Source organism: Kutzneria sp. NPDC051319, assembly GCF_040682195.1.
GTDB lineage: Bacteria > Actinomycetota > Actinomycetes > Mycobacteriales > Pseudonocardiaceae > Kutzneria.
The window spans coordinates 145,331-168,299 of the sequence record NZ_JBFBAM010000009.1 but is presented as its reverse complement, the minus strand read 5'-3'; the positions used below and the strand labels follow the sequence as shown (position 1 = coordinate 168,299).

The 22,969-nt window shown below is 70.7% G+C and carries 26 protein-coding genes and 3 pseudogenes; 12 read left to right on the top strand and 17 right to left on the bottom strand.

What is annotated here, in order from left to right; all coding sequences use genetic code 11:
• Nucleotides 1–9: 9 nt before the first annotated feature.
• The 13 genes and pseudogenes from AB0M73_RS11885 to AB0M73_RS11825 form a co-directional block, all read right to left on the bottom strand.
• Complete coding sequence (locus AB0M73_RS11885) at nt 10–624, bottom strand: GNAT family N-acetyltransferase (protein ID WP_363890103.1); 615 nt, start codon at nt 622–624, stop codon at nt 10–12.
• Nucleotides 605–1,432, bottom strand: a complete 828-nt coding sequence (gene recO / locus AB0M73_RS11880) for a DNA repair protein RecO (RefSeq protein ID WP_363890101.1) — start codon at nt 1,430–1,432, stop codon at nt 605–607. Before recO ends, AB0M73_RS11885 begins: the two co-directional genes overlap by 20 nt.
• Before the next feature lie 12 nt (nt 1,433–1,444).
• Complete coding sequence (locus tag AB0M73_RS11875) at nt 1,445–1,828, bottom strand: DUF2752 domain-containing protein (RefSeq protein WP_363890098.1); 384 nt, start codon at nt 1,826–1,828, stop codon at nt 1,445–1,447.
• Nucleotides 1,825–2,649: an RDD family protein gene (locus AB0M73_RS11870; RefSeq protein ID WP_363890097.1), complete on the bottom strand. Its 825-nt coding sequence runs from the start codon at nt 2,647–2,649 to the stop codon at nt 1,825–1,827. Before AB0M73_RS11870 ends, AB0M73_RS11875 begins: the two co-directional genes overlap by 4 nt.
• Before the next feature lie 134 nt (nt 2,650–2,783).
• A complete protein-coding gene (gene era, locus AB0M73_RS11865; RefSeq protein WP_363890094.1) occupies nt 2,784–3,698 on the bottom strand; it encodes a GTPase Era in 915 nt (304 codons plus the stop codon).
• 84 nt (nt 3,699–3,782) lie between these two features.
• Nucleotides 3,783–4,106 (bottom strand): cytidine deaminase, encoded by a 324-nt coding sequence (locus tag AB0M73_RS11860; RefSeq protein ID WP_363890092.1) that lies wholly within the window; start codon nt 4,104–4,106, stop codon nt 3,783–3,785.
• Nucleotides 4,099–5,415 (bottom strand): hemolysin family protein, encoded by a 1,317-nt coding sequence (locus AB0M73_RS11855; protein ID WP_363890090.1) that lies wholly within the window; start codon nt 5,413–5,415, stop codon nt 4,099–4,101. The genes AB0M73_RS11860 and AB0M73_RS11855 overlap by 8 nt, the downstream gene beginning before the upstream one ends.
• Entirely contained in the window at nt 5,415–5,981 is a 567-nt protein-coding gene (ybeY, locus tag AB0M73_RS11850; RefSeq protein ID WP_363890087.1) for an rRNA maturation RNase YbeY, read from the bottom strand. Before ybeY ends, AB0M73_RS11855 begins: the two co-directional genes overlap by 1 nt.
• 5 nt (nt 5,982–5,986) lie before the next feature.
• Nucleotides 5,987–6,319 (bottom strand): annotated as a pseudogene (locus AB0M73_RS11845) (PhoH family protein); the annotation flags it as partial.
• A 267-nt stretch (nt 6,320–6,586) separates the two neighbouring features.
• Nucleotides 6,587–7,048 (bottom strand): annotated as a pseudogene (locus tag AB0M73_RS11840) (LAGLIDADG family homing endonuclease); the annotation flags it as partial.
• A 351-nt stretch (nt 7,049–7,399) separates the two neighbouring features.
• Nucleotides 7,400–8,074, bottom strand: a pseudogene (locus AB0M73_RS11835) (PhoH family protein); the annotation flags it as partial.
• A 186-nt stretch (nt 8,075–8,260) separates the two neighbouring features.
• Complete coding sequence (locus AB0M73_RS11830) at nt 8,261–8,611, bottom strand: histidine triad nucleotide-binding protein (RefSeq protein ID WP_363890084.1); 351 nt, start codon at nt 8,609–8,611, stop codon at nt 8,261–8,263.
• Complete coding sequence (locus AB0M73_RS11825; protein ID WP_363890083.1) at nt 8,608–9,216, bottom strand: TetR/AcrR family transcriptional regulator; 609 nt, start codon at nt 9,214–9,216, stop codon at nt 8,608–8,610. Before AB0M73_RS11825 ends, AB0M73_RS11830 begins: the two co-directional genes overlap by 4 nt.
• A 71-nt stretch (nt 9,217–9,287) precedes the next feature.
• Here AB0M73_RS11825 and AB0M73_RS11820 point away from each other — a divergent pair, with 71 nt between their 5' ends.
• Nucleotides 9,288–9,818, top strand: a complete 531-nt coding sequence (locus AB0M73_RS11820) for a hypothetical protein (RefSeq protein WP_363890080.1) — start codon at nt 9,288–9,290, stop codon at nt 9,816–9,818.
• 211 nt (nt 9,819–10,029) lie between these two features.
• Here the strand turns inward: AB0M73_RS11820 and AB0M73_RS11815 are convergent, their stop codons facing one another.
• From AB0M73_RS11815 to hrcA, 3 genes are read right to left on the bottom strand one after another with little or no spacing between them, the layout of a single operon-like run.
• Nucleotides 10,030–10,761 (bottom strand): 16S rRNA (uracil(1498)-N(3))-methyltransferase, encoded by a 732-nt coding sequence (locus AB0M73_RS11815; protein ID WP_363890079.1) that lies wholly within the window; start codon nt 10,759–10,761, stop codon nt 10,030–10,032.
• Entirely contained in the window at nt 10,758–11,927 is a 1,170-nt protein-coding gene (gene dnaJ, locus AB0M73_RS11810; RefSeq protein WP_363890078.1) for a molecular chaperone DnaJ, read from the bottom strand. The genes AB0M73_RS11815 and dnaJ overlap by 4 nt, the downstream gene beginning before the upstream one ends.
• 56 nt (nt 11,928–11,983) lie before the next feature.
• A complete protein-coding gene (gene hrcA, locus AB0M73_RS11805; RefSeq protein WP_363890075.1) occupies nt 11,984–13,006 on the bottom strand; it encodes a heat-inducible transcriptional repressor HrcA in 1,023 nt (340 codons plus the stop codon).
• 145 nt (nt 13,007–13,151) lie between these two features.
• Between hrcA and AB0M73_RS11800 the strand changes: the two genes are divergently transcribed.
• The gene (locus tag AB0M73_RS11800; protein WP_363890072.1) at nt 13,152–13,448 is read left to right on the top strand and encodes a hypothetical protein; all 297 of its coding nucleotides are present in this window, start codon (nt 13,152–13,154) and stop codon (nt 13,446–13,448) included.
• A complete protein-coding gene (locus tag AB0M73_RS11795; protein ID WP_363890071.1) occupies nt 13,445–13,783 on the top strand; it encodes a type II toxin-antitoxin system PemK/MazF family toxin in 339 nt (112 codons plus the stop codon). The genes AB0M73_RS11800 and AB0M73_RS11795 overlap by 4 nt, the downstream gene beginning before the upstream one ends.
• A 96-nt stretch (nt 13,784–13,879) precedes the next feature.
• Here the strand turns inward: AB0M73_RS11795 and hemW are convergent, their stop codons facing one another.
• On the bottom strand, nt 13,880–15,097 hold the full coding sequence (gene hemW / locus AB0M73_RS11790; RefSeq protein ID WP_363890068.1) for a radical SAM family heme chaperone HemW: 1,218 nt from the start codon (nt 15,095–15,097) through the stop codon (nt 13,880–13,882).
• 157 nt (nt 15,098–15,254) lie between these two features.
• Between hemW and AB0M73_RS11785 the strand changes: the two genes are divergently transcribed.
• The 9 genes from AB0M73_RS11785 (at nt 15,255) to AB0M73_RS11745 (ending at nt 22,967) form a co-directional block, all read left to right on the top strand.
• Nucleotides 15,255–15,344: a putative leader peptide gene (locus AB0M73_RS11785; protein ID WP_312890013.1), complete on the top strand. Its 90-nt coding sequence runs from the start codon at nt 15,255–15,257 to the stop codon at nt 15,342–15,344.
• A 116-nt stretch (nt 15,345–15,460) separates the two neighbouring features.
• Nucleotides 15,461–17,143 carry a nitrite/sulfite reductase gene (locus tag AB0M73_RS11780; protein ID WP_363890066.1) on the top strand — a complete coding sequence of 561 codons (1,683 nt, stop codon included), beginning with the start codon at nt 15,461–15,463 and terminating at the stop codon, nt 17,141–17,143.
• Entirely contained in the window at nt 17,140–17,286 is a 147-nt protein-coding gene (locus AB0M73_RS11775; RefSeq protein WP_198047198.1) for an Insertion element protein, read from the top strand. The genes AB0M73_RS11780 and AB0M73_RS11775 overlap by 4 nt, the downstream gene beginning before the upstream one ends.
• Complete coding sequence (locus AB0M73_RS11770) at nt 17,283–17,969, top strand: phosphoadenylyl-sulfate reductase (protein ID WP_363890063.1); 687 nt, start codon at nt 17,283–17,285, stop codon at nt 17,967–17,969. Before AB0M73_RS11775 ends, AB0M73_RS11770 begins: the two co-directional genes overlap by 4 nt.
• Nucleotides 17,962–18,870: a sulfate adenylyltransferase subunit CysD gene (gene cysD, locus AB0M73_RS11765; protein WP_363890061.1), complete on the top strand. Its 909-nt coding sequence runs from the start codon at nt 17,962–17,964 to the stop codon at nt 18,868–18,870. The genes AB0M73_RS11770 and cysD overlap by 8 nt, the downstream gene beginning before the upstream one ends.
• Complete coding sequence (locus tag AB0M73_RS11760) at nt 18,871–20,199, top strand: GTP-binding protein (protein WP_363890059.1); 1,329 nt, start codon at nt 18,871–18,873, stop codon at nt 20,197–20,199.
• 16 nt (nt 20,200–20,215) lie between these two features.
• Nucleotides 20,216–21,286 carry an ABC transporter substrate-binding protein gene (locus tag AB0M73_RS11755; protein WP_363890057.1) on the top strand — a complete coding sequence of 357 codons (1,071 nt, stop codon included), beginning with the start codon at nt 20,216–20,218 and terminating at the stop codon, nt 21,284–21,286.
• A 30-nt stretch (nt 21,287–21,316) separates the two neighbouring features.
• A complete protein-coding gene (locus AB0M73_RS11750; RefSeq protein ID WP_363890055.1) occupies nt 21,317–22,102 on the top strand; it encodes an ABC transporter ATP-binding protein in 786 nt (261 codons plus the stop codon).
• A complete protein-coding gene (locus AB0M73_RS11745) occupies nt 22,089–22,967 on the top strand; it encodes an ABC transporter permease (protein ID WP_363890052.1) in 879 nt (292 codons plus the stop codon). Before AB0M73_RS11750 ends, AB0M73_RS11745 begins: the two co-directional genes overlap by 14 nt.
• The last annotated feature ends 2 nt before the right edge of the window (nt 22,968–22,969 follow it).

Sequence of the window (22,969 nt, the reverse complement as noted above, 5' to 3'; positions counted from 1 at the left end):
GGCTGCTCCTCACGATCGGGACGGGGGTGCCTCCATCCTGCCCGAACCGTCGAAGCGAAGTCCCATCACGGTGCCGGCGCCGGGCCGATCCAGGACCTCGAAGTCCAATTTGTGGTAGAAGGCGATGGCCCGGGTGTTGGTGGCGGACGTGCTCAGATGCACGCCCGGCGACCCGCCGGCCCGCAGCCGGTCGAACAGGGCGTCCAGCAGTTTGGTGCCCCAGCCCTGCCTCCGCGTGCGGGCGTCGAGGTTGATGTGCAGGTGGGACGGATACTCGGCAGCAGCGGCCGGCAGGTAGCGCTCCGGGTTGTGCAGCGACAGCACGAGCGCGGAGTGCCGGTCGGTCTCCTGCGCCGGTTTCGGGTACAGGTCGGCGAACCTGGGTGTCCATTCGGCCCGCCAGCGGCGGTAGAAATCCACTGTGTCCAGTGCGCCCACGGCATAGCCGGCCACGCCCTCGTCATCCTCGATGACGAAGCAGAACTCGGGCGCCAGCGTCAGGTACGGGTCGGCGAAGACGTAGCCGATCAGGTCCAGATCGTCGAGCTCGCGCTTGGTGGCCGTGTCGAGGCAGATGTCGTGCACGGCCTTGAGATCGCGGGGCTCAGCCGGTCGCAGGATCAAGGTTCTCCCCCGTTGTCCGGCGATCAGCCACCACCGTCCGGATCTGGGCGGCGAGCCGGTCGATGGCGGTGGCCGACACACGGCGCTCCACCAGCGGCAGCGAGTGCAGCTGCCGTTCCAGATGCCATTGCAGGTGCGCGGCGACCAGGCCGCTGGCCTCGCGCTTGCTGGACAACTGGGTGCGCTCGACCAGGGCCCAGTCACCGTGGGTGAGGGCGTCGAGCAGGCTCAGGGTCTCGCCGGCGGGGCTGGCCGAGCCGGGCGGGCGGCAGGTGCCGCACACGGAGCCGCCGGCGGGCACGCTGAACGCGGCGTGCGGGCCGGGCGTGCCGCAGCGCGCGCATTCGGTGACGGCCGGCGCCCAGCCGGCGAAACCCATGGCGCGCAACAGGAAGGCGTCGAGCACGAGGCCTGCGTCACGCTGTCGGTCGGCCAGCGCCCGCAATGCGCCGACGACGAGCATGTACAGCCGCAGCACCGGCTCGCCCTCCTCGGCGGTGAGCCGGTCGGCGGTCTCCAGCACCGCGCAGGCCGCCGTGTACCGGGCGTAGTCGTCGACCAGGCCGATACCGAAGGCGTCGAGGGTGTCCACCTGGGTGATCACGTCGAGCGTGCGCCCGGTGTAGAACTGCACGTCGACGTGGCAGAACGGCTCCAGCCGGGCGCCGAAACGGGAAGAGGTGCGGCGCACACCCTTGGCCACGGCGCGGATCTTGCCGTGCCGCTGGGACAGCAGCGTGATGATCCGGTCGGCCTCGCCGAGCTTCTGCACCCGCAGCACGACGCAGGTGTCTCGGTACAGGCTCACCCGTCGATTATCTCAGACCTGGAGCCCGGGGAACGCGACGTCGCGGACCAGCCACCACGCGACGGTGGCGATGCCCAACGCGACCAGCGCGTTGCGGCGAACCGCCCAGCACGGAATCCGCAGGCCCAGCTCCGTGCGCCCGAGCAGGACCAGCGCGGCCACGGCGGCCGGCAGCAGAACGAGGACGGCGAAGGCGTTGAAGCGCAGCGCGCCCGCCACGTCGCCGTGCAGCAGCGCGCCCAGCGCTCGACTGCCCCCGCAGAAGGGGCAGTCGGCGCCGGTCATCGCATGGAACCAGCACGGGATGCTGACGATCCCGGTGCCGAGCAGGGCCCCGGCCGCCGCCGTCACGGCGACGACGGCCGGGGTGACCCGCAGTCGGACGAGGGTCGTCACTTGGCGCTGACGACCAGCGTCTTGACCACCTTGTCGTGCCAGCCCTGACGGCGCTGGTTGTCGAACAGCGGCGAGAGGTAGCACAGCAGGATCCAGATGTAGCCAAGGCACGGCACAATCCACGGACCGAACATCGTGCCGACCCGGCCGAAGCCCTTGCCAATGCCGGGAATCTGGCCGTTGTCCTCGCGGACCACGCGCACACCCATCGCCATCTTGCCCAGCGTGGCGCCCTTCATGCCGAGCATGATCGCCTCGTAGATGCACTGGAGCACGACCAGGATCACCGGGGACAGGAATGCGATGGTGAAGAAGCCCAGGCCGGCGGCCGCGGCCGCGTTGGGGTCTCCGACGTACTGCCCGGTGGTCGCGTCGTAGTGGTACTGGCTCTGGATACTTGCTGCCGCTCCGGTCGCCGCGGCGCTGATGATGAAGAACATGATGATGGCGAACGGGATGCCGACGACGAAGTTGTCGATCAGGCGGGCCAGGAAGCGGCTGCCCATCGACGCGAGAGGCACAGTGCCCACGCCCGGGATCTGGACGTAGATCCCACCAGCCTGGTACTGCAGGGGCTGGCCGCCGTAGGGCTGCTGGCCGTAGGCCGGCTGCTGCCCGTAGGGCTGCTGCGGCGTGCCGTAGGGCGGCGACTGCTGGCCGTACTGCTGCTGGTTCGGGTCGTACGGCTGCTGCGGCTGAGCCCCGTATCCCGGCTGGTTGAAACCAGGCGGCGGAGTCTGCGGCTGCTGCCCGTAGGGCTGCTGTCCGTACTGCGGCTGCTGGCCCTGGTTCGGGTCGAAGCCGGGGGGCGGTGTGGTCACTACATACTCCTGGACTGGGGTTTACCTGCCAAAGCGCACGAACTATAGGGCGCGTTACGGGTGGACCCCGGGCATTTCACGCAACTCGCGGCCAGTTCTTTATCGAGCCGCGTCGTTCCGCCCCTTGGGGCAGCCTAGAAGCCCAGACGGCGGAGCTGTTTGGGATCCCGCTGCCAGTCCTTGGCGATCTTCACGTGCAGATCGAGATAGATCCGCGAGCCGAGCAGGCGCTCGATCTGGCGGCGGGCGGTGGTGCCGACCTGCTTGAGGCGCTCGCCCTTGTAGCCGAGGATGATCGCCTTCTGGCTGGTGCGCTCCACGAACAGGTTGGCGTGCACGTCGATCAGGTCGTCGCGGCCCTCGCGCGGGCGCATCTCCTCGACCACGACGGCGATGGAGTGCGGCAGCTCGTCGCGCACACCCTCCAGCGCGGCCTCCCGGATCAGCTCGGCGACCAGGGTGGCCTCCGGCTCGTCGGTCAGCTCGCCGTCCGGGTACAGCCGCGGTCCCTCGGGCAGCCGGGCCACCAGCAGGTCGGCCAGCGTGTCGGTCTGGAAGCCGTCCTGGGCCGAGACCGGGATGAGCTCGGCGAAGTCCATCACCTTCTGCAGCGCCAGCAGCTGCTCGGCTACCTGCTGCTGGGGCACCAGGTCGGTCTTGGTGACGATGCCGATCACCGGCGTGCGCTTGCCGATCTTGGCCAGCTCCGTGGCGATGAACTTGTCGCCCGGGCCCACCTTCTGGTCGGCCGGCACGCACAGGCCGACCACGTCCACCTCCGACCAGGTCTCCATGACCAGGTCGTTGAGCCGCTGGCCGAGCAGCGTGCGGGGGCGGTGCAGGCCGGGCGTGTCCACGATGATCAGCTGCGCGTCCGGGCGGTGCACCACGCCGCGGATGGTGTGCCGCGTGGTCTGCGGCTTGCTGGACGTGATCGCCACCTTGGCCCCGACCAGCGCGTTGGTCAGCGTCGACTTGCCGGCGTTGGGCCGTCCGACGAAGCAGGCGAAACCGGAACGGTGCCCGGCAGGGGTGCTGTCGCTGGTCATCGTCCCATTCTCGCTGGTTGCCCCGGACGCGCTCAGTGGGGGCACCGCTGCCCGTGGGAAAGCGATGTGCAGAGAGCCCCGCGCCTAGACGACGGCGCCGCTGGGGTCGGCCACCAGGACGTACGCCGACGCGGTGAGGTCGCGGACGGCCGCCAGCGACTCGTCGTCGACCTTGCCGGCCTCGGTGACGACGGCGGCGGCCTCCAGGCCGAGAGCGCCGCTGGCGACAGCGGCGGCGACAGCGGCCTGCAGCGCGGTCAGACGAAGCGACGGGAGGGCCACCGTGCAGGCTGCGTAGGTGCGGCCGCCGGTGTCACGGACCGCGGCGCCCTCGGCGGCGCCGGTGCGGGCGCGGGCCGACCGGGCCAGGGTCACGATCTTGGCGTCCTCGGGGTCCAGCTCAGGCACGGTCGCCGTTCCTCTCACGTTCGCCGCGCCGCACCACCACAGTCGTGATGCGCACCCGGCCTCTGTTGTCCTTGCCGCCCTCGGCCCGCAGCCGCAGGCCCTCGATCTCGGCCTCGGCGCCGGGCAGCGGCACCCGGCCCAGCCGCTGGGCCAGCAGCCCGCCGACGGTGTCCACGTCCGAGTCGTCCAGCTCCACGTCGAACAGCTCGGCCAGGTCCTCGACCGGCAGCCGGGCGCTGACCCGGTAGCTGTCCTCGTCGAGCTGCTCCACCGGCGGCTGCTCGTCCTGGTCGTACTCGTCGGTGATCTCGCCGACGATCTCCTCCAGGATGTCCTCGATGGTCAGCAGGCCCGCGGTGCCGCCGTACTCGTCGACGGCGATGGCCATGTGGTTGTGCGAGACCTGCATCTGCCGCAGCAGGTCGTCGAGCCGCTTGGTGTCGGGCACGAAGCTGGCCGGGCGCATCAGGTCCTTGACCGACTGGTCGATGGGCTGCTGCGCGCCGCCCTCGACCGAGGCCCGGGCCAGGTCCTTGATGTTGACCACGCCGAGCACGTCGTCGACGCTCTCGCCGATCACCGGGATGCGGCTGTAGCCGGTGCGCAGGGACAGCGCCAGCGCCTGCCGGACCGACTTGGTCAGCTCGATCCAGATGATCTCGGTGCGCGGCACCATCACCTCGCGGGCGATGGTGTCGCCCAGCTCGAAGACGGAGTGGATCATCTCCCGCTCGTCCTCGTCCACCACACCGCGCTCGCCGGCCAGGTCGACCAGCTCACGCAGCTCGACCTCGGTGGAGAACGGGCCTTCGCGGAAGCCGCGACCGGGTGTGATGGCGTTACCCACCAGGATCAGCAGCCGGCTCAGCGGCCCGAGCACCCGGCCCAGCACCCGCACCGGCCCGGCGGCCAGCAGCATCACACCGTACGGATGCTGGCGGCCGATGGTGCGCGGCCCGACGCCGATCAACACGTACGAGACGACGACCATCGCCACGCCGGCCACCAGCAGCGCCACCCAGCCGGTCGCGATGGCCTGCAAGCAGAACGCCGTGATCAGCACGGTGGCCGACAACTCGCAGCCGAGCCGGAGCAGCAACAGCAGGTTGACGTGCCGGGGCCGGTCCTCGATCAGCAGCTGGAGCTGCCGGGCGCCGGCGCGGCGCTGCCGCACCAGCTCCTCGACCCGCGCCTGGGACACCGTGCCCAGCGCCGCGTCGGCGCCGCCGAACGCGCCGGCCAGCAGCACGAGCGCGATCGCGCACAACAGCATCGGGACGGCCTCGGAGCTGACCAGACCGTCGCCCATCAGCCGGCGTCGGTGTCCGGCGCGGGCTTCTCGTCTTCCTCGGCCAGGCCGACGGCGCCCAGCACGCGGTCGTCGTTGCTGCGCTGCGCGGCGGCCCGGGTGGCCGACTCCTTGGCCTCCCGGTAGTCGGCCAGGATGCGGTTCTGGAGTGTGAACATCTCCCGCTCCTCGGCCGGCTCCGCGTGGTCGTAGCCCAGCAGGTGCAGCACGCCGTGCACGGTGAGCAGGTGCAGCTCGTCCAGCAGGGCGTGGCCGGCCTTGCGGGCCTGGTCCTTGGCGAAGGCCGGGCACAGCACGATGTCGCCGAGCAGCGCCGGGCCCACGCCCGCCGCGTCGGGGCGGCGGGCCGAGTCCAGCTCGTCCATCGGGAAGGCCATCACGTCGGTCGGACCGGGCAGGTCCATCCAGCGCTCGTGCAGGTCGGACATCACGTCCAGATCCACGAGCAGCACGGAGAGCTCAGCAAGGGGGCTGACGCCCATCCGGTCCAGCGCGAAGCGGGCGACGGCGACGATGCTGGCCTCGTCGACGCCGACGCCGGCCTCGTTCGCGATCTCGATACTCACGGGCCCTATCGTCCCCGGCCACCCTGTTCGGCCCTGACACCGGGTCCGGCGTCCTGGACGTGCTGCCACTTGTCGTAGGCGTCCACGATGTCGCCGACCAGGCGGTGGCGCACCACGTCCTGGCTGGTCAGCACCGAGAAGTGGATGTCCGGCACACCGGCCAGGATCTCCTGCACGACCCGCAGGCCGCTGCGCTGGCCGCCGGGCAGGTCGACCTGGGTGACGTCGCCGGTGACCACGATCTTGGAGCCGAAGCCGAGCCGGGTCAGGAACATCTTCATCTGCTCGGGCGTGGTGTTCTGCGCCTCGTCCAGCACCACGAAGGCCTCGTTGAGGGTGTTGTGCGTGAGCAGGTAGTCCTCGGTGACGTACAGCGAGTCGGCCGCCGCCACCTGGATGCAGACCGCCTCGGTCCGCCCGGCCGGTTCGATGCTGTCGATGAACCGCATCGGACGGCCGCCGCCATTGTTGTCGGCGTACTTCTGACGCTTACGGGCCAGCCGGAACGGCTCGACACCGGCGGGAAGGCGGATGTCGACGACGTACGTGTCATGGCGATGGCCGACCAGCCGGCCCTTCGCCAGCCCAGGCCGGCGTCCCGCAGCGGGCCGGCAGCGGACGTACGCGACCCCACCGAGCGAACGGACCAGGCCGATGACGTCGTCCTTCAACGTGGGCGACGTCGTCGTGTAATGGATCCGGCAGGTTCGATCGCGTTGGGTGACCGGGCCACCGTCCGAGTCCAGCAGCCCCTGCAGGACCGCGAGGCGGACCTCGGCGGCGTTCCGCAGGTAGACGTCGGGAATGAACGTGGAGTTGGAGCGGGCGCCGAGCAACGCCAACTCGCGAAGCGCCCCAGTGACCGGGTTCTCCAAAGTGATCACTTCGCCCGGCTGGCGCACGCGGTTGAGGGTGTAGTCCACCCCGCCCCGGTGTCGAACGCGCACGCCCGGTAGCGCGGCTTCCAGCGCGATCGCGAGTTCTTCGTCGTCAGTGGCGAAGGACGGCGTGGTCGAACCGGTCAGACATCCGTCGCCGAGCAGCAGACCCAACGCGTACGGATCCATCGGCACGGACTGCTCGGGATGGCAAACCGGCGCGGTCAGCATTGGCAGCTCGTAACGACGGGCATGCGCGGCGCGGAGGTTGCCGATCATCTCCTTGGTCTCGAGGACCCGCCACGGCTTGCCCCGACGCTTGTCCGACGCCGTCCTGACCGTCCACAGGTGGTCGGCGCAGCACAACGTCGAGGCTCCATCCCCGGCCGTGACCCGATAGATCTCCTTCTCGCCCTGCGGATACACGCCGAGCACGGGCGTTGGTTCCCCGTTCGAACCGATCACGAGGTCACCGACCTGGAGCTCGCCGATGGCACGGAAGCCGTCGGGCGTGAGCACCGGGGTGAAGACCGGTTGCGCCCGGCCACGCATGTAGGCCAGCGGCGCCACCTCGATGGTGCCGGACTGCATCAGCCGCGGGATCGACTCGGGGTCGACCATGTCGTGCAGCGCGTCGTAGAGCGGCCGCAGGTACGGGTCGATCTTGTCGAACAGCGTGCCCGGCAGGAAGCCCAGCCGCTCGCCCGCCTCGACCGCGGGCCGGGTCAGGATGATCCGGCTGACCTGCTTGGCCTGCAGGGCCTGCACGGCCTTGGCCATGGCCAGGTAGGTCTTGCCGGTGCCGGCCGGTCCGATGCCGAACACGATGGTGTTGGCGTCGATCGCGTCCACGTAGCGCTTCTGGTTGAGCGTCTTGGGCCGGATCACCTTGCCGCGCCGGGACAGGATGTCCAGGCTGAGCACCTCGGCCGGGGACTCGGCCTCGCCGCCCTGCAGCATGGCGACGGTGCGGCGGACCGCGTCCGGGCCGACCTGCTGGCCGCCGCGGGCCAGCGTCACCAGCTCGGCGAACACCCGCTCGGCGAAGGCCACGTCGGCCGGTCGGCCGGTCAGCGTGACCTCGTTGCCGCGGACGTGCACGTCGGCGGTGAGCAGCTCCTCCGCGGCCCGGAGACTCTCGTCGCGCGAGCCGAGCAGGGCCAGCACCGCCTCGTCGGGCACGGTGAACCGGGACTGGGCGTCCGTCTCGGCGATGGACGCCGGCGACGAACCGTTCTTGGGTGTTGAGGCGTTCTCCCCGGAACGGGCAGCTCCGCCCTGTGCGCTTGAAGGCACCTGGCCTCGGGCCTGCTTCCTGCGCGGTCGCGCCGTGTCGGTGACTGCTGTTGGCGGTTCCGATGCTAGTCGGGGGCACCGACAGCGCGCATTCAAGTTGACCCTTCAGAGCCGGCCGAAGTGACCCAATTGTTCTCCGCCGAGCACGTGCAGGTGGGCGTGGAAGACCGTGCGGCCGGCGTCCTCGCCCGTGTTGAACACGAACCGGTAGCCGCTGTCGGCGATGCCCTCGGCCTTGGCGATCTCGGCCCCGGCGGTGAGCACCTCGGCCAGCAGCTGCGGGTCGGCGGCGGCCAGCGCGGCGGCGTCCTCGTGGTGCTGCTTGGGCACGACCAGCACGTGCACCTTGGCCTGCGGATTGATGTCGCGGAACGCGAAGGTGCGCTCCCCGTCGTGGACGACGGTCGCCGGGATGTCGCCGGCGACGATCTTGCAGAACAGGCAGTCCGCGGTCATGCCGGCAGGGTAGACGGCACGCCGAGCAGGTCGTCCAGATGCCGGTCGATCGCCGCCAGCGCGACCTCGGGGCTGATTCGCTCCGCGTAGAACACGCAGGCCAGGGTCATGCCGTCGATCACCGCGAGGTAGCGGACGGCCTCCAGGTCGGGGTTGCGGCTCTCGCTCAGCTCGCCGTGCGCGGTGGCCCGCCAGAGCACGCCGGACAGCACCGACAGCAGCGCCTCCCGGTTGTCCCGCTCGGCCCGTTGCAGGCCGGGGTCGACCTGGGCGCGGGCCAGCAGGGCCAGCCACACCTCGACCTCGATGCGGTGCTCGGTGGTCAGCGGCAGCAGGGCCTGCGCGATGCGGCGCAGCACGGTCCGGTTGTCCTGGTCGTCGATGGCCTGCAGCCGGGCCCGGGCCTTGTCGGCCAGCAGCTCCATGGCGAAGGCCAACAGCGAGTCCTGGGTCGGGAAGTAGTGCCGCAGCGAGCCGGTGGACCAGCCGGACTCGGCGGCGACGGCACGCACCGACGCGCGGTGCACACCGTCGGTGCTGATCACCCGCCACACCGCTTCGGCGAGCTCGCGGCGACGGGCCTCGTGATCGACAGCCTTGGGCACTGCACTGTTTTAACACATGTGATATAAATACGCTTGTACTAATACAGTCGTGACACATCAGAGGAGGCGCCGTGCTGCTCACACTCGTGATCGGCTCCGAGGTGGGCTTTGTCGTCCTGCTGCTCGCCGGGCTGGTCGTCCGCTACCTGCTGAAGATGCCCAAGGCCGGCGCGGTGCTGCTGGTGCTGTCGCCGCTGGGCTACGTCGTCGTGCTCGTCGCCGGCGCCATCGACCTGGCCCAGGGCGGCACCGCCGACATCGCACACGTGCTCGGGGCGATCATCATCGGCATCGTGGTCGTCTCCGGCCGCCACCACCTGCACACGATGGACGGCTGGGTCCGACGCAAGCTCGCCCGCGAGCCCAAGCCCCGGGTCAGCGGCTGGGAACACGCCCGCCAGCAGCGCTCGGGCTTCTACCGGCGGGTCGGCGAGTGGGTCGTGGTGATCGCCCTGCTCGGCGGCGGCTACGCGCTCACCGGCTTCGACCCGGTGCGTGGCGCCCAGCTGCTGGGCGGCATGGGGCTGTGGACCATCGTGCTGGGCATCGACTTCTTCTGGTCCTTCAGCTACACGCTGTTTCCCAGCTCGTCGAAGTCGTAGAAACACGAGGCAACAAAAAAACCGTGCCGCAGCGGAGCCTGGGGGTCACTCCGCTACGGCACGGCCGCCGCCGGACCGAGGGGGGAGGTGTCCGGCGGGTAGTCCCAACGTTCTCGTCGAACGTCGGAAATTCTTGGTTGCCAAAGGGTAGACCCTGCTCACGGCTTCGCGCCATACCGGAATCGGGCCGGGCCCATCTTGATCGCTCTGGTCAGCCCCATCGGGTGGACAAGGCGCCGATCGCTCCCAAAGCGACCGCCGCTGCGGTAGAAGCACGCAACACCGACGGCCCCAGCCGGACCGCGATCGCGCCGGCATCGATCAGCGCGGCCAACTCCTCGTCGCTGATGCCGCCCTCCGGGCCGACGACCAGCAGCAGGTCCCCCTGCGCCGGTAGATCGTCCAGCCGACCGGTGGCGGACTCGTGCAGCACCATCGCCTTGGCCGCGGCGCCGACCAGCTTGGCCAGTTCGGCCGTGGTGACCGGTTCCGCGACCTCCGGAACCCAGGCCCGGCGGGACTGCTTGGCCGCCTCGCGGGCCGTGCTGCGCCACTTGGCCAGCGCCTTCGCGCCGCGGGGACCTTCATCCCATCGGGCGACACAGCGCGACGCCCGCCACGGCACTATCGCGTCGACGCCGGCCTCCGTGGCCAGCTCCACCGCGAGCTCGCCGCGGTCGCCCTTGACCAGCGCCTGCGCCACGACCACCCGCGGCTGCGGCTGCTCGATGTGCGTGCGCTCCAGCACGGCCAGCCGCAGCGAGTCCTTCTCCACGGCCTCGATGCCACAGCGCACGCGACCGCCGCGGCCGTCGGCGAGCACCAGCTCCTCGCCGACGCGCAGCCGGCGCACGGACGCCGCGTGGTGGCCCTCCGGACCGTCCAGCACACCGGCGTCGCCCGTCGGCAGGCCGTCGACGAGGAACACGGGCAGCGTCGTCACCGGCGCGAGTTGCGCAGGCGCGAGAACAGGCCGTGGCCGCGACCGTTGGTCGACGACAGCTCCGGCTCCTCCTCGCCCCGCAGCCCCGCCAGCTCACGCAGCAGCTCCGCCTGCTTGGCGTCCAGCTTCGTTGGCACCTCCACCTGGAGGTGCACGTACATGTCGCCGCGGCCGTCGACGCGGCCCGAGGAGCGCAGCTTCGGCATGCCACGGCCGGTCAGCACCAGCTCCGTGTTGGGCTGCGTGCCCGGCTCGATGCGCAGCTCCTCCGTGCCGTCCAGCGTCTTGAGCTGGAGCACCGCGCCCAGCGCCGCCGTCGTCACCGGGATGCGCAGCGTGCCGTGCAGGTTCGCGCCCTCACGCTCGAACGTCTCGTGCGGCAGCTCGTCCACCTCGACGTACAGGTCGCCGGCCGGGCCGCCGCCGGGGCCGACCTCGCCCTGGCTGGCCAGGCGCACCCGCATGCCGTCGGCCACACCGGGCGGGATCTGCACGGTGATGCTGCGGCGCGCGCGGACCCGACCGTCGCCCGAGCACTGCTGGCACGGGTCCGGGATCACCTCGCCGTAGCCGCGGCAGACCGGGCACGGCCGCGCCGTCACGACCTGACCCAGGAACGAGCGCTGCACCGACTGGATCTCGCCGCGGCCGTGACACGTGTCGCAGGTCTGCGGCTGCGTGTTGGGCGCGCAGCCACTGCCCTGGCAGTGGTCGCACAGCACCGCGGTGTCGACCGTGATCTCGCGGCTGACGCCCGTGAGGCACTCGTCCAGCGTGAGCTCCATGCGCAGCAGGGCATCCGAGCCCGGCTGCACCCGGCTACGCGGTCCGCGGCCCGAGCCGCCGCCCGTCGCCGCGCCGAAGAAGGCGTCCATGATGTCGCCGAGGCCGAAGCCCGCGCCGCCGAACGGGTCCCGCATGCCGGCCCCGCCGCCCCCGCCCGGGCCGCCGCCGAGCGGGTCCCCGCCGAGGTCGACGATCTTCCGCTTCTGCGGGTCGGACAGCACCTCATAGGCGGCCGTGACCTCACGAAAGCGCTGCTGCGCCTGCTCGTCCGGGTTGACGTCCGGGTGCAGCTCCCTGGCGAGCTTTCGGTACGCGCGCTTCAGCTCCTCGGGCGTCGCGTCCTGGCCGACCCCGAGCGTGCCGTAATAATCCCTGGCCACCTTGTTTCCAGTCCTCCTGCCGGATCCCGCGAGGGTCCGGCCCGTTAGCTGTCGGGCTAGCGCCCGGTCAGGATGTCGCCCACGTAGTTGGCCACCGCGTGGACGGCGGCCATGGTGCCCGGGTAGTCCATCCTCGTCGGGCCGACAACGCCCATCCCCCCGAGCAATGTTCCCTTACCGCCATAGCCGATGGAGACCACGGAGGTGCTCCGCAGGTCCTCGGCCTCGTTCTCGCCGCCGATGCGGACCGTCACCGTGGCCGGGTCGCTCACCGCGGCCAGCAGGCGCAGCACCACCACCTGCTCCTCCAGCGCCTCCAGCACCTGGCGCAGCGAGCCCGGGAAGTCCGCCACGTTACGCGTCAGGTTCGCCGTGCCGCCCAGCAGCAGGCGCTCCTCCGGGTGTTCCACCAGCGTCTCGACCAAGACCGTCGAGATCCTCAGCATCGCGTTGCGCAGCTCCGCCGGCACCTGCGCCGGCAGCTCCGCCACCCGGGCCGAGGCGTCGGTCAGGCGCTGGCCGCACATCGCCGAGTTCAGCATGGCCCTGACCTGGGCTGTGCCGTCCTCGTCGATCACGTCGCCCAGCTCCACCATGCGCTGGTCCACCCGGCCCGCGTCGGTGATCAGCACCAGCATCAGCCGGGCCGGCGTCAGCTGCACCACCTCGACGTGCCGCACCGTCGACCGGGTCAGCGTCGGGTACTGGATCACCGCCACCTGCCGCGTCAGCTGCGCCAGCAGCCGCACGCTGCGCCGCAGCACGTCGTCCAGGTCCACCGCGCCTTCGAGGAAGCTGTGGATCGCCCGGCGCTCGGCCGGCGACAGCGGCTTCAGGTCGCTGATCCGGTCCACGAACAGGCGATATCCCTTGTCCGTCGGCACCCGGCCCGCACTCGTGTGCGGCTGCGTGATGTACCCGTCCTCCTCCAGCGCCGCCATGTCGTTGCGCACCGTCGCGCTCGACACCCCCAGGTTGTGCCGGTCGACCAACGCCTTCGACCCCACCGGCTCCTGGTTGGACACGTAGTCCGCGACGATCGCGCGCAACACCTCGAAGCGGCGCTCATCAGCATTCACGCGGCGTCACCTCCCGGCCGGTCGATATCGGTGCTCACGACAAGTTTACGGAGCGCGCCGGACTCAGGACCCACCTGTTGCCGACTTCGCAGTCCAACCGTGGTGCTACCGCCATATGCAGCAGGATGTGCGGCATACTTATGCCATGTCAACTGCGGCACGACGGGAGAGCATTCCGCTCACCGAGGACGACCTGGCCGTCCTGGAACGCCTACTGCAGAGCTCGAGCCTGGAGCGGCGCGCCTTGGAACAGCTGTCCGAGGAGGTCGGCGACTCCAAGGCGGCACTGCTGCACGCACTGTTGGTTGTGGGCATCGACGCCGTGCGGGAACGGGCGCGTGAGGATGGCTACCGCGAACTGATGGCCTCGCAGGACGCCGAGGACAAAGCCGAGATCCGCGCCGCGCGGCACCGTCAGATCGCCAGCTGGGGTGAGGAGTGACCCGGACCCATGGCGGCGTCTCCCGTATCGTCCGTGGCCGCGTGTACGGCGCGCAGCTCGGCGACCTGCCCGAGAAGTACTACCTCGCGGTGTCCAACAACCAGCGCAACCACGTGCTGGACAGCTTTCTCGCCGTACGGCTCACCACGTCGCCGAAGCCCACGCTGGACACGATCGTCGAACTGACAGCCGCGGACTCGCCGTGGACCGGGCGCATCCTGTGCGACGACATCGTGGCGGTGTATCGGGACGAGGTCACGCGCGACATGGGGGCGCTGCGCCAAGCCACCCTGCTGCAGGTGAACCAGGCCCTCCGCAACTCACTCGCGCTTTGAGACACCAGCCCGCAAGGCCACGTGCGCTTCCCACTTGCGCCTTGATGACACATAGGAAGCGCATGTGGCGTCATCGGCCCTTGGCGGAGGGCTCGCTCACGGCAGGAGGCGGTGGACGACGGCGTCGGCGAGTAGTCGGCCGCGGGGGGTGAGGATGCAGCGGCCGGAGGAGAGGGCGGAGGGGTCGAGGAGGCCGTCGGCGGCGCAAGCGGAGGCGGCGGCGAGGCCGGCGGGGTCCAAGGCCGAGGTGGGGAGGCCGGTGGCGAGGCGGAGCTCCAGGAGGACGCGTTCGACGCGGCGGTCCTCGGCCGACAGGGTCTCACGGCCGGCGGCGGGCGAGCGGCCGGCGGAGAGCTCGGCGGCGTACTTGGCGGGGTGCTTGACGTTCCACCAGCGGACGCCGCCGACATGGCTGTGGGCGCCGGGTCCGGCGCCCCACCAGTCGTGGCCCTGCCAGTAGATGATGTTGTGGCGGCACTGGGCCTCCGGCGAGGAGGCCCAGTTGGAGACCTCGTACCAGTGCAGACCGGCGGCCGAGAGGGCTGCGTCGATGGTCTCGTAATACGAAGCGAGGACGTCGTCGTCGGGGGCGGGGAGCTCGCCGCGCTTGACGCGCCGGGCCAGGGCGGTGCCGTCCTCGACGATCAGGGCGTAAGCGGACACGTGGTCGACGCCGGCCGACAGGACGGCGTCGAGGGAGGCCCGAAGGTCGGCGGGGCGCTCCCCCGGCGTGCCGTAGATGACGTCGAGGTTCACGTGCGAGAAGCCGGCGGCGAAGGCCTCGCGGGCGGCGGCGACCGGGCGGCCGGCGGTGTGCTTGCGGTCGAGGACGGCCAACACGTGCGGGGCGGCGGACTGCATGCCCAGGGACACCCGGGTGTAACCGGCGTCACGGATTCCGGCGAAGAACTCGACGGAGGTGGACTCGGGGTTGGACTCCGTCGTCACCTCGGCGCCCGGGGCCAGGCCGAAGGAAGACCGCACGGCGTCCAGAACCGAGGTCAACCCGTCGACGCCGAGCAGGGACGGGGTGCCGCCACCGACGAAGACGGTGTCCGCAGGAGGCGCGGAGCCGAGGACGGAGGCGGCCAGGTCGAGCTCGCGGCGCAGGCCGTCGAGCCAGCTCTGGGGAGAGGCGGAGGACCCGAGCTCCCCGGGCGTGTAGGTGTTGAAATCGCAGTAGCCGCAGCGCACGGCGCAGAACGGCACGTGCACGTAGACGCCGAAGGGGCGGGTGCCCAATCCGGACAGAGCGGATGAGGGCAGGGAGCCGTCGGCGGGGGCGGGATCGGCTACGGGCAGAGCTGAGGGCACACCCCCAGTCTCCCCGACGACGCAGCGCGATCGTCGCGTCACCCGCGGTCATATGTCGGGAACCGCCGCATAGCACTTCACCAGGGCCTACGTGAACCGCGTCCCACCATCCGGTTGGCGGTGGACCACTTCGTGGACGCGTGGCACGCTAGGAAACATGTCTGCGCTGGAACTCCGTCTCGTGGTCCGCCGCCACGTCGACTTCCAGCGCGTCTCCAGCGCGATGTGCGGGCTTTCCGTCAGGTAACCCGTAGCCGTTCGCTCGACCCTCGCCGGCGCGGGACACGCCGGCGATGCGTCCCCCACCACATCCGGGACCTCGTTTCAGCGTGCTCCGTGCCCTGAACCCCGGAGGACGCCAGCATGGTCCCCCCAGCAGCACCCCCGAAGCGCGGTCACGCCCGCCGGGGCGAGGGGCAGTGGGCCCTTGGCTACCGCGAGCCGCTCAACCCGAACGAGCGCAGCAAGAAGGACGACAACCCGCTCAACGTTCGCGCCCGCATCGAGAACATTTACGCGCACGCCGGCTTCGACTCCATCGACCCGGCCGACCTGCGGGGCCGGATGCGTTGGTACGGCCTGTACACCCAGCGCAAGCAGGGCATCGACGGCGGCCGCACGGCCACCCTGGAGCCGGAGGAGCTGGACGACCGCTACTTCATGATGCGGGTCCGCATCGACGGCGGCGCCCTCACCACCGAGCAGCTGCGGGTGCTCGGCGAGATCGGCGAGCTGTACGCCCGGGACACGGCGGACATAACGGACCGGCAGAACATCCAGTACCACTGGATCCGCATCGAGGACGTGCCGGCCATCTGGCAGAAGCTGGAGGCCGTCGGCCTGTCCACCACGGAGGCGTGCGGCGACTGCCCGCGCGTGGTGCTGGGCTCCCCGGTCGCGGGCATCTCCACCGAGGAGGTCCTCGACGGCACGTGGGCCATCGAGGAGATCAACCGCCGCTACATCGGCGACCCCAAGTACTCCAACCTGCCGCGCAAGTTCAAGACGGCCATCTCGGGCCTGCAGGACATCGTGCACGAGATCAACGACGTCGCCTTCGTCGGCGTCGAGCACCCCGAGCACGGCCCCGGCTTCGACCTGTGGGTCGGCGGTGGCCTGTCCACGAACCCGATGCTGGGCAAGCGCCTCGGCGCCTGGGTGCCGCTGGAGGAGGTGCCGGACGTGTGGGAGGGCGTGGTCAGCGTCTTCCGCGACTACGGCTACCGCCGCCTGCGCCACCGCGCCCGTATCAAGTTCCTCATCGCGGACTGGGGCCCCGAGCGCTTCCGCGAGATCCTCGAGACCGAGTACCTGAAGCGGTCGCTGGTCGACGGTCCCGCGCCGGAGGCCCCGGCCCTGCCCATCGACCACGTCGGCGTGCACGAGCAGAAGGACGGCAAGCGCTACGTGGGCGCGGCCCCGGTCGTCGGCCGGGTGTCGGGCTCCATGCTGGTGGAGCTGGCCAAGGCGGCCGAGCGGGCCGGCTCCGGCCGGGTCCGCCTGACGCCGCACCAGAAGGTCGTCGTGCTGGACGTCGCCGAGAGCGATGTCGAGCAGCTGACCGCCGACCTGGACAAGCTGGGCCTGCAAGTCAACCCGTCGCCGTGGCGGCGCTCCACGATGGCCTGCACCGGCATCGAGTTCTGCAAGCTGGCCATCGTCGAGACCAAGCGCCGCGCGGCCGATCTGATCACGGTGCTGGAGGACCGGCTGGCCGACCTGAACTCGCAGCTGGACGTGCCGGTGAGCGTGCACATCAACGGCTGCCCCAACTCCTGCGCCCGGGTCCAGACCGCGGACATCGGCCTCAAGGGCCAGATCGTCACCGACGCGGACGGCAACCAGGGCGAGGGTTTCCAGGTGCACCTGGGCGGCGGCCTCGGCCTCGACTCCGGTTTCGGCCGGAAGCTGCGTGGCCACAAGGTTTCCGCGGCCGAGCTGAACGACTACGTGGAGCGGGTGGTGCGCCGCTTCGTCGAGCAGCGCACCGAGGGCGAGCGGTTCGCGCAGTGGGCGACCCGCGCCGAGGAGGCCGATCTCCGATGACGGAGCGCGCCGTTCCCCTGTACTGCCCGTACTGCGGGGACGAGGACCTGCGTCCCGAGGAGGAACCGCACGCGGCATGGCGCTGTGCCGCGTGCTGCCGGGTGTTCACCGTGAAGTTCGTCGGACTGGTGGTGACCAAGTGAGCACGGATCTCAAGGAGTTCGCCGAGAAGGCGTCGGCCGAGCTGGCCGACGCGACCGCGGCCGAGGCGTTGGCCTGGACGGCGGAGCACTTCGGCGAGTCGTGGATCGTCGCGTCCAACATGCAGGACGCGGTGCTGATCGACCTGGCGGCGCAGGTGAAGCCGGACGTGGACGTGCTGTTCCTGGAGACCGGCTACCACTTCCCGGAGACCATCGGCACCCGGGACGCGGTGGCCACCGTCTACCCGAAGCTGACCATCGTCAACGCGCAGGCCGAGCAGTCGGTGGCCGACCAGGAGGCGGAGTTCGGTCTGCTCAACCAGACCGACCCGAACCGCTGCTGCTTCCTGCGCAAGGTGGTGCCGCTGCAGAAGACCCTGGCCCGCTACGACGCGTGGGTCACCGGCGTGCGTCGGGTCGACGCGCCCACCCGGGCCACCACGCCGATCGTGCAGTGGGACGACCGCAACGGGCTGGTCAAGGTCAACCCGATCGCGCCGTGGAGCGACGACGAGTTCAACGCCTACATCGCCGATCACGGCATTCTGGAGAACCCGTTGGTGAGCGAGGGATATCTGTCCATCGGCTGCGCGCCGTGCACGGCCAAGCCGCTGCCGGGCCAGGACGCGCGCAGCGGCCGCTGGGCCGGCCAGGGCAAGACGGAGTGTGGTCTGCATGGCTGAAACCCTTGCTGTCACTGACAACCTGAACGCCTTGGAGTCCGAGGCGATCCACATCTTCCGCGAGGTCGCGGGCGAGTTCGACCGGCCGGTGATCCTGTTCTCCGGCGGCAAGGACTCCACGCTGCTGCTGCACCTGGCGATCAAGGCGTTCTGGCCGGCGCCGGTGCCGTTCGCGCTGCTGCACGTGGACACCGGCCACAACTTCCCGGAGGTCATCGAGTTCCGGGACAAGGTGGTGGCCCGGCACGGGCTGCGGCTCGAGGTCGCGAACGTGCAGGAGTGGATCGACGACGGCCGGCTCCAGGAGCGCCCGGACGGCACCCGCAACCCGCTGCAGACGGTGCCGCTGCTGGACTCCATCACCGCGCACAAGTTCGACGCGGTGTTCGGCGGCGGCCGCCGGGACGAGGAGCGGGCCCGGGCCAAGGAGCGCATCTTCAGCCTGCGCAACTCCTTCGGCCAGTGGGAGCCGCGCCGGCAGCGCCCGGAGCTGTGGAACCTGTACAACGGCCGGCACCGCCCGGGCGAGCACGTGCGCGTGTTCCCGCTGTCCAACTGGACCGAGCTGGACGTCTGGCACTACATCGAGCGCGAGAACATCGAGCTCCCGCAGATCTACTACGCCCACCAGCGCGAGGTGTACCTGCGCGACGGCATGTGGCTCGCCGAGGGACCGTGGGGCGGCCCGCGGGACGGGGAGACGCTGCTGAGCAAGACCGTGCGTTATCGCACCGTGGGCGACGGCTCCTGCACCGGGGCCGTGGAGTCCACCGCCGCCACCATTGCCGAGGTCATCGCGGAGGTCGCCGCCTCGCGGCTGACCGAACGCGGCGCCACCCGCGCCGACGACCGCATGTCCGAGGCAGCCATGGAGGACCGCAAGCGGGAGGGCTACTTCTAAATGAGCCAGTTGTTGAGGTTGGCCACGGCCGGCAGTGTGGACGACGGAAAGTCCACTCTGGTCGGTCGCCTGCTGTACGACACCAAGTCGGTGCTCGCGGACACGTTGGACGCCGTGCACCGGGCCTCCGCCGACCGCGGACTGTCCACTCCGGACCTGTCGCTGCTGGTCGACGGCCTGCGCTCGGAGCGGGAGCAGGGCATCACCATCGACGTGGCGTACCGGTACTTCGCCACGCCCAGGCGGTCCTTCGTGCTGGCCGACACCCCGGGGCACGTGCAGTACACGCGTAACACCGTCACCGGCGCGTCCACCGCGCAGCTGGGCGTGCTGCTGGTCGACGCCCGCAACGGCGTGGTGGAGCAAACCCGCCGGCACGCGGCCGTGTTGGCGCTGCTGGGCGTGCCGCAGCTGGTGCTGGCCGTGAACAAGATCGACCTCGTCGACTACGACGAGCCCACCTATCGCCGCATCGCCAAGGAGTTCACCGCGCACGCGGCGGAACTGGGCTATCCCGAGGCGAACGTGGTGACCATCCCGGTCTCCGCGCTGGTCGGCGACAACGTGGTGGACCGCTCCGACCAGACGCCCTGGTACGACGGGCCGACCCTGTTGGAGCATCTGGAGACCGTGCCGGTGCACGCGGACGCCGAGGACGCGCCGTTCCGGTTCCCGGTGCAGTACGTGATCCGCCCGCGCACGCCCGAGTTCCCGGACTACCGCGGTTACGCCGGTCAGATCGCCGCCGGCCGGGTCAGCGTCGGCGACCAGATCGTGGTGCTGCCCTCGGGCATCTCCACCACGGTCACCGGCATCGACTCGCCGCAGGGTCCGAAGCAGTCGGCCGATTCCGGCGAGTCGGTGACGTTGTTGCTGGCCGACGATGTCGACATCACCCGGGGCGACCTGATCGCCGCCGCGGCGGCCCCGCCGCGGGTGTCCGACGAGTTCGACGCGACGGTGTGCTGGCTCGGCGACAAGCCGCTGCGGGCCGGTGCGCGGGTGCTTGTCAAGCACGGAGCCCGCACCGTCCAGGCCTTGGTCACCCAGTTGCGAACGCGGTTCGATGAGCAGACCCTGTCCAGTGTCGACGAACCGGAGTCGTTGTCCCTCAACGACATCGGCCGGGTGCTGATCCGCTCGGCGGAGCGGTTGCCGATCGACGACTACGCGGACAGCCGCCGCACCGGGGCGTTCCTGGTGATCGACCCGGCCGACGGCAGCACGCTGGCCGCCGGACTGGTCGGCGCGCCGCTGAACCAGCTGGACCAGACCGACATCACCGAGGCCGACCCGGCCGCCCAGGACCTCGTCTCCCCCGGCCCCTGAAAAGGACTGAACCCCCGTGAAGCGTAGAGCCCTCCTTGCCGCCGGAGTTTCCGCGTTAGCGCTGCTGTCGGCCTGCTCCCGGGCCGGCGGCAGCGACGCGCCCGCCCCGGCCGCGGCCGACCAGGGGCCGGCCACCGAGGTGCACCTCGGCTACTTCCCCAACGTCACGCACGCGGCCGCGCTGATCGGCCTGGAGAAGGGTTTCTTCGCCAAGGAACTGGGCGCGACCAAGCTGTCCACGCAGCAGTACAACGCCGGCCCGGACGAGGTGGGCGCGCTGCTGGGCAAGTCGCTGGACGCCGCCTTCATCGGCTCCGGGCCGGCCATCAACGCCTTCGCCAAGTCCGAGGGCAAGGGCGTGCGGCTGGTCGCCGGGGCCACCTCCGGCGGCGCGCAGCTGGTCGTCCGCGCCGGCATCAACTCCGCCGCCGACCTCAAGGGCAAGACGATCGCCACCCCGCAGCTGGCCAACACGCAGGACATCGCGCTGAAAAAGTGGTTGGCCGCCAACAACCTCAAGGCCGGCGACGGGGCGACCGACGTCAAGGTGACCAACGCCGACAACGCCACCACGCTCGACCTGTTCAAGAAGGGCAGCATCGACGCGGCCTGGGCGCCGGCCCCGTGGTCGTCCCGGCTGGTGATCGAGGGCGGCGCCAAGGTGCTGCTCGACGAGCGCTCGCAGTGGCCGGACGGCAAGTTCCCGACCACGGTGCTGATCGTGCGCACCGAGTTCCTCCAGCAGCACCCGGCCACCGTCGAGGCGCTGATCAAGGGCGAGCTGGACGCGGTCGACTGGGCCGGCTCGAACAAGGCCGACGCCGAGGCCGCGGTCAACGCCCAGCTCAAGAAGCTGACCGGCAAGGCGTTGGCGCAGAACGTGATCGACGACTCGTGGGGGCAGATCTCGCTGACCACGGACCCGATCGCCGCGCAGTTCCCGCAGCTGGCCAAGGACCAGGTGACCGCGGGCGTGGCCAAGACCGCGCCGGAGGTCAAGGGTTTCGCGGACTTCACGCTGCTGAACAAGGTGTTGCAGGCCGCGGGCAAGCCGGCGGTCGACGCCGGTGGACTCGACCAGAAGTGATCCGGACCGGACTTTAAGGCAGGCGAGGACATGACCGCGACGCTGGAGACCTCCGCGATGACCACAGCCGTGCGACTGAGCGGTGTGCACAAGAGCTTCGGCGCCGGCCGGTCGGCCGTGTCCGCGCTGGAGGGGGTGGACCTGTCGGTCGCGCCGGGCGAGTTCGTGTGCCTGCTCGGCGCGTCCGGCTGCGGCAAGACGACGTTGCTCAACCTGGTGGCCGGCCTGGACCGGCCGACCGCCGGCGACATCACGCTGAGCACCTCCCGCCCGGCGGTGATGTTCCAGGAGGCCGCGCTGATGCCGTGGCTGACCGCGGCCCGCAATGTGGAGCTGGCGCTGCGCTTCGCCGGCGTGCGGCGCTCTGAGCGCCGGGAGCGGGCCAGCGAGCTGCTGGAGCTGGTGCGGCTGGCCGGCCTCGGCGACAAGCGGCCGCACGAACTGTCCGGCGGCATGCGGCAGCGGGTCGCGCTGGCCCGCGCGCTGGCCTCGGCGGTGCAGGGTGCGCAGGACGGCTCGCCGGCGCTGCTGCTGATGGACGAGCCGTTCTCCGCACTGGACGCGATCACCCGCGACGTGCTCCAGGGCGAGCTGCTGCGCGTGTGGCGCTCCACCAACACCGCGGTGCTGTTCGTGACCCACGACGTGCGCGAGGCGGTCCGGCTGGGGCAGCGGGTCGTGCTGCTGTCCTCGCGGCCCGGCCGGGTGGTGCGGGAGTGGTCGGTGGACGGGCTGGACCCGGCCGCCCAGGCCGCCACCACCGAGGAGATCAACACCAGCCTGCGCGAGGTGATCAGCAGCCATGCCGCAGCCTGACGTCGTCGACGAGTCGGTCGCGGCGGTCGAGGCGGGCCTGGACGCGCTGGACACACCGACCGAGCGGCGACGGTGGACGTGGCGACGGGCGGTGGCCGTGGTGGCCCCGCCCGTCCTCGCCGTCGTGCTGCTGCTCGTGGTGTGGCAGGCCCTGTGGGCCGCCGCGTTCTGGCCGGAGTACCAGCTGCCCGCGCCGGCCGCGGTGTGGGCGGTGATCGCCGAGAACCTCCAGAACGGGCAGGCCCTCGACGTCCTGTGGAACTCGGTGCACCGTGCGGTCCTCGGCTTCGCCGCCGGCGTGCTGATCGGCACGCCGCTGGGCCTGATCGTGGCCAAGGTGCGCGTGATCCGGGCGGCGATCGGGCCGCTGCTGTCCGGCCTGCAGAGCCTGCCGTCGGTGGCCTGGGTGCCGGCCGCGGTGCTGTGGTTCGGCGTGACGCCGACGACGGTGTACTTCGTGGTGCTGATGGGATCCGTGCCATCGATCGCCAACGGCCTGGTGGCCGGTATCGACCAGATCCCGCCCATCCTGCCGCGCGTGGGCACGGTGCTGGGGGCGTCCCGGCTGGCCTCGGCGCGACACATCCTGCTGCCGGCCGCGCTGCCCGGTTATCTGGCCGGTCTGAAGCAGGGCTGGGCGTTCTCCTGGCGTTCGCTGATGGCGGCCGAGATCATCGCCGTGTCGCCGCAGCTGGGCAAGGGGCTCGGCGCGTTCCTGGAGGACGGCCGCAACCTGAGCGACATGCCGACCGTGATCGCCGCGATCTTCCTGATCCTGTTGGTGGGCATCGGCATCGAGCTGCTGGTGTTCCGTCCGCTGGAGCGCTCGGTGCTGCGGGCGCGTGGACTGAGCGGAGCTTTCTGACG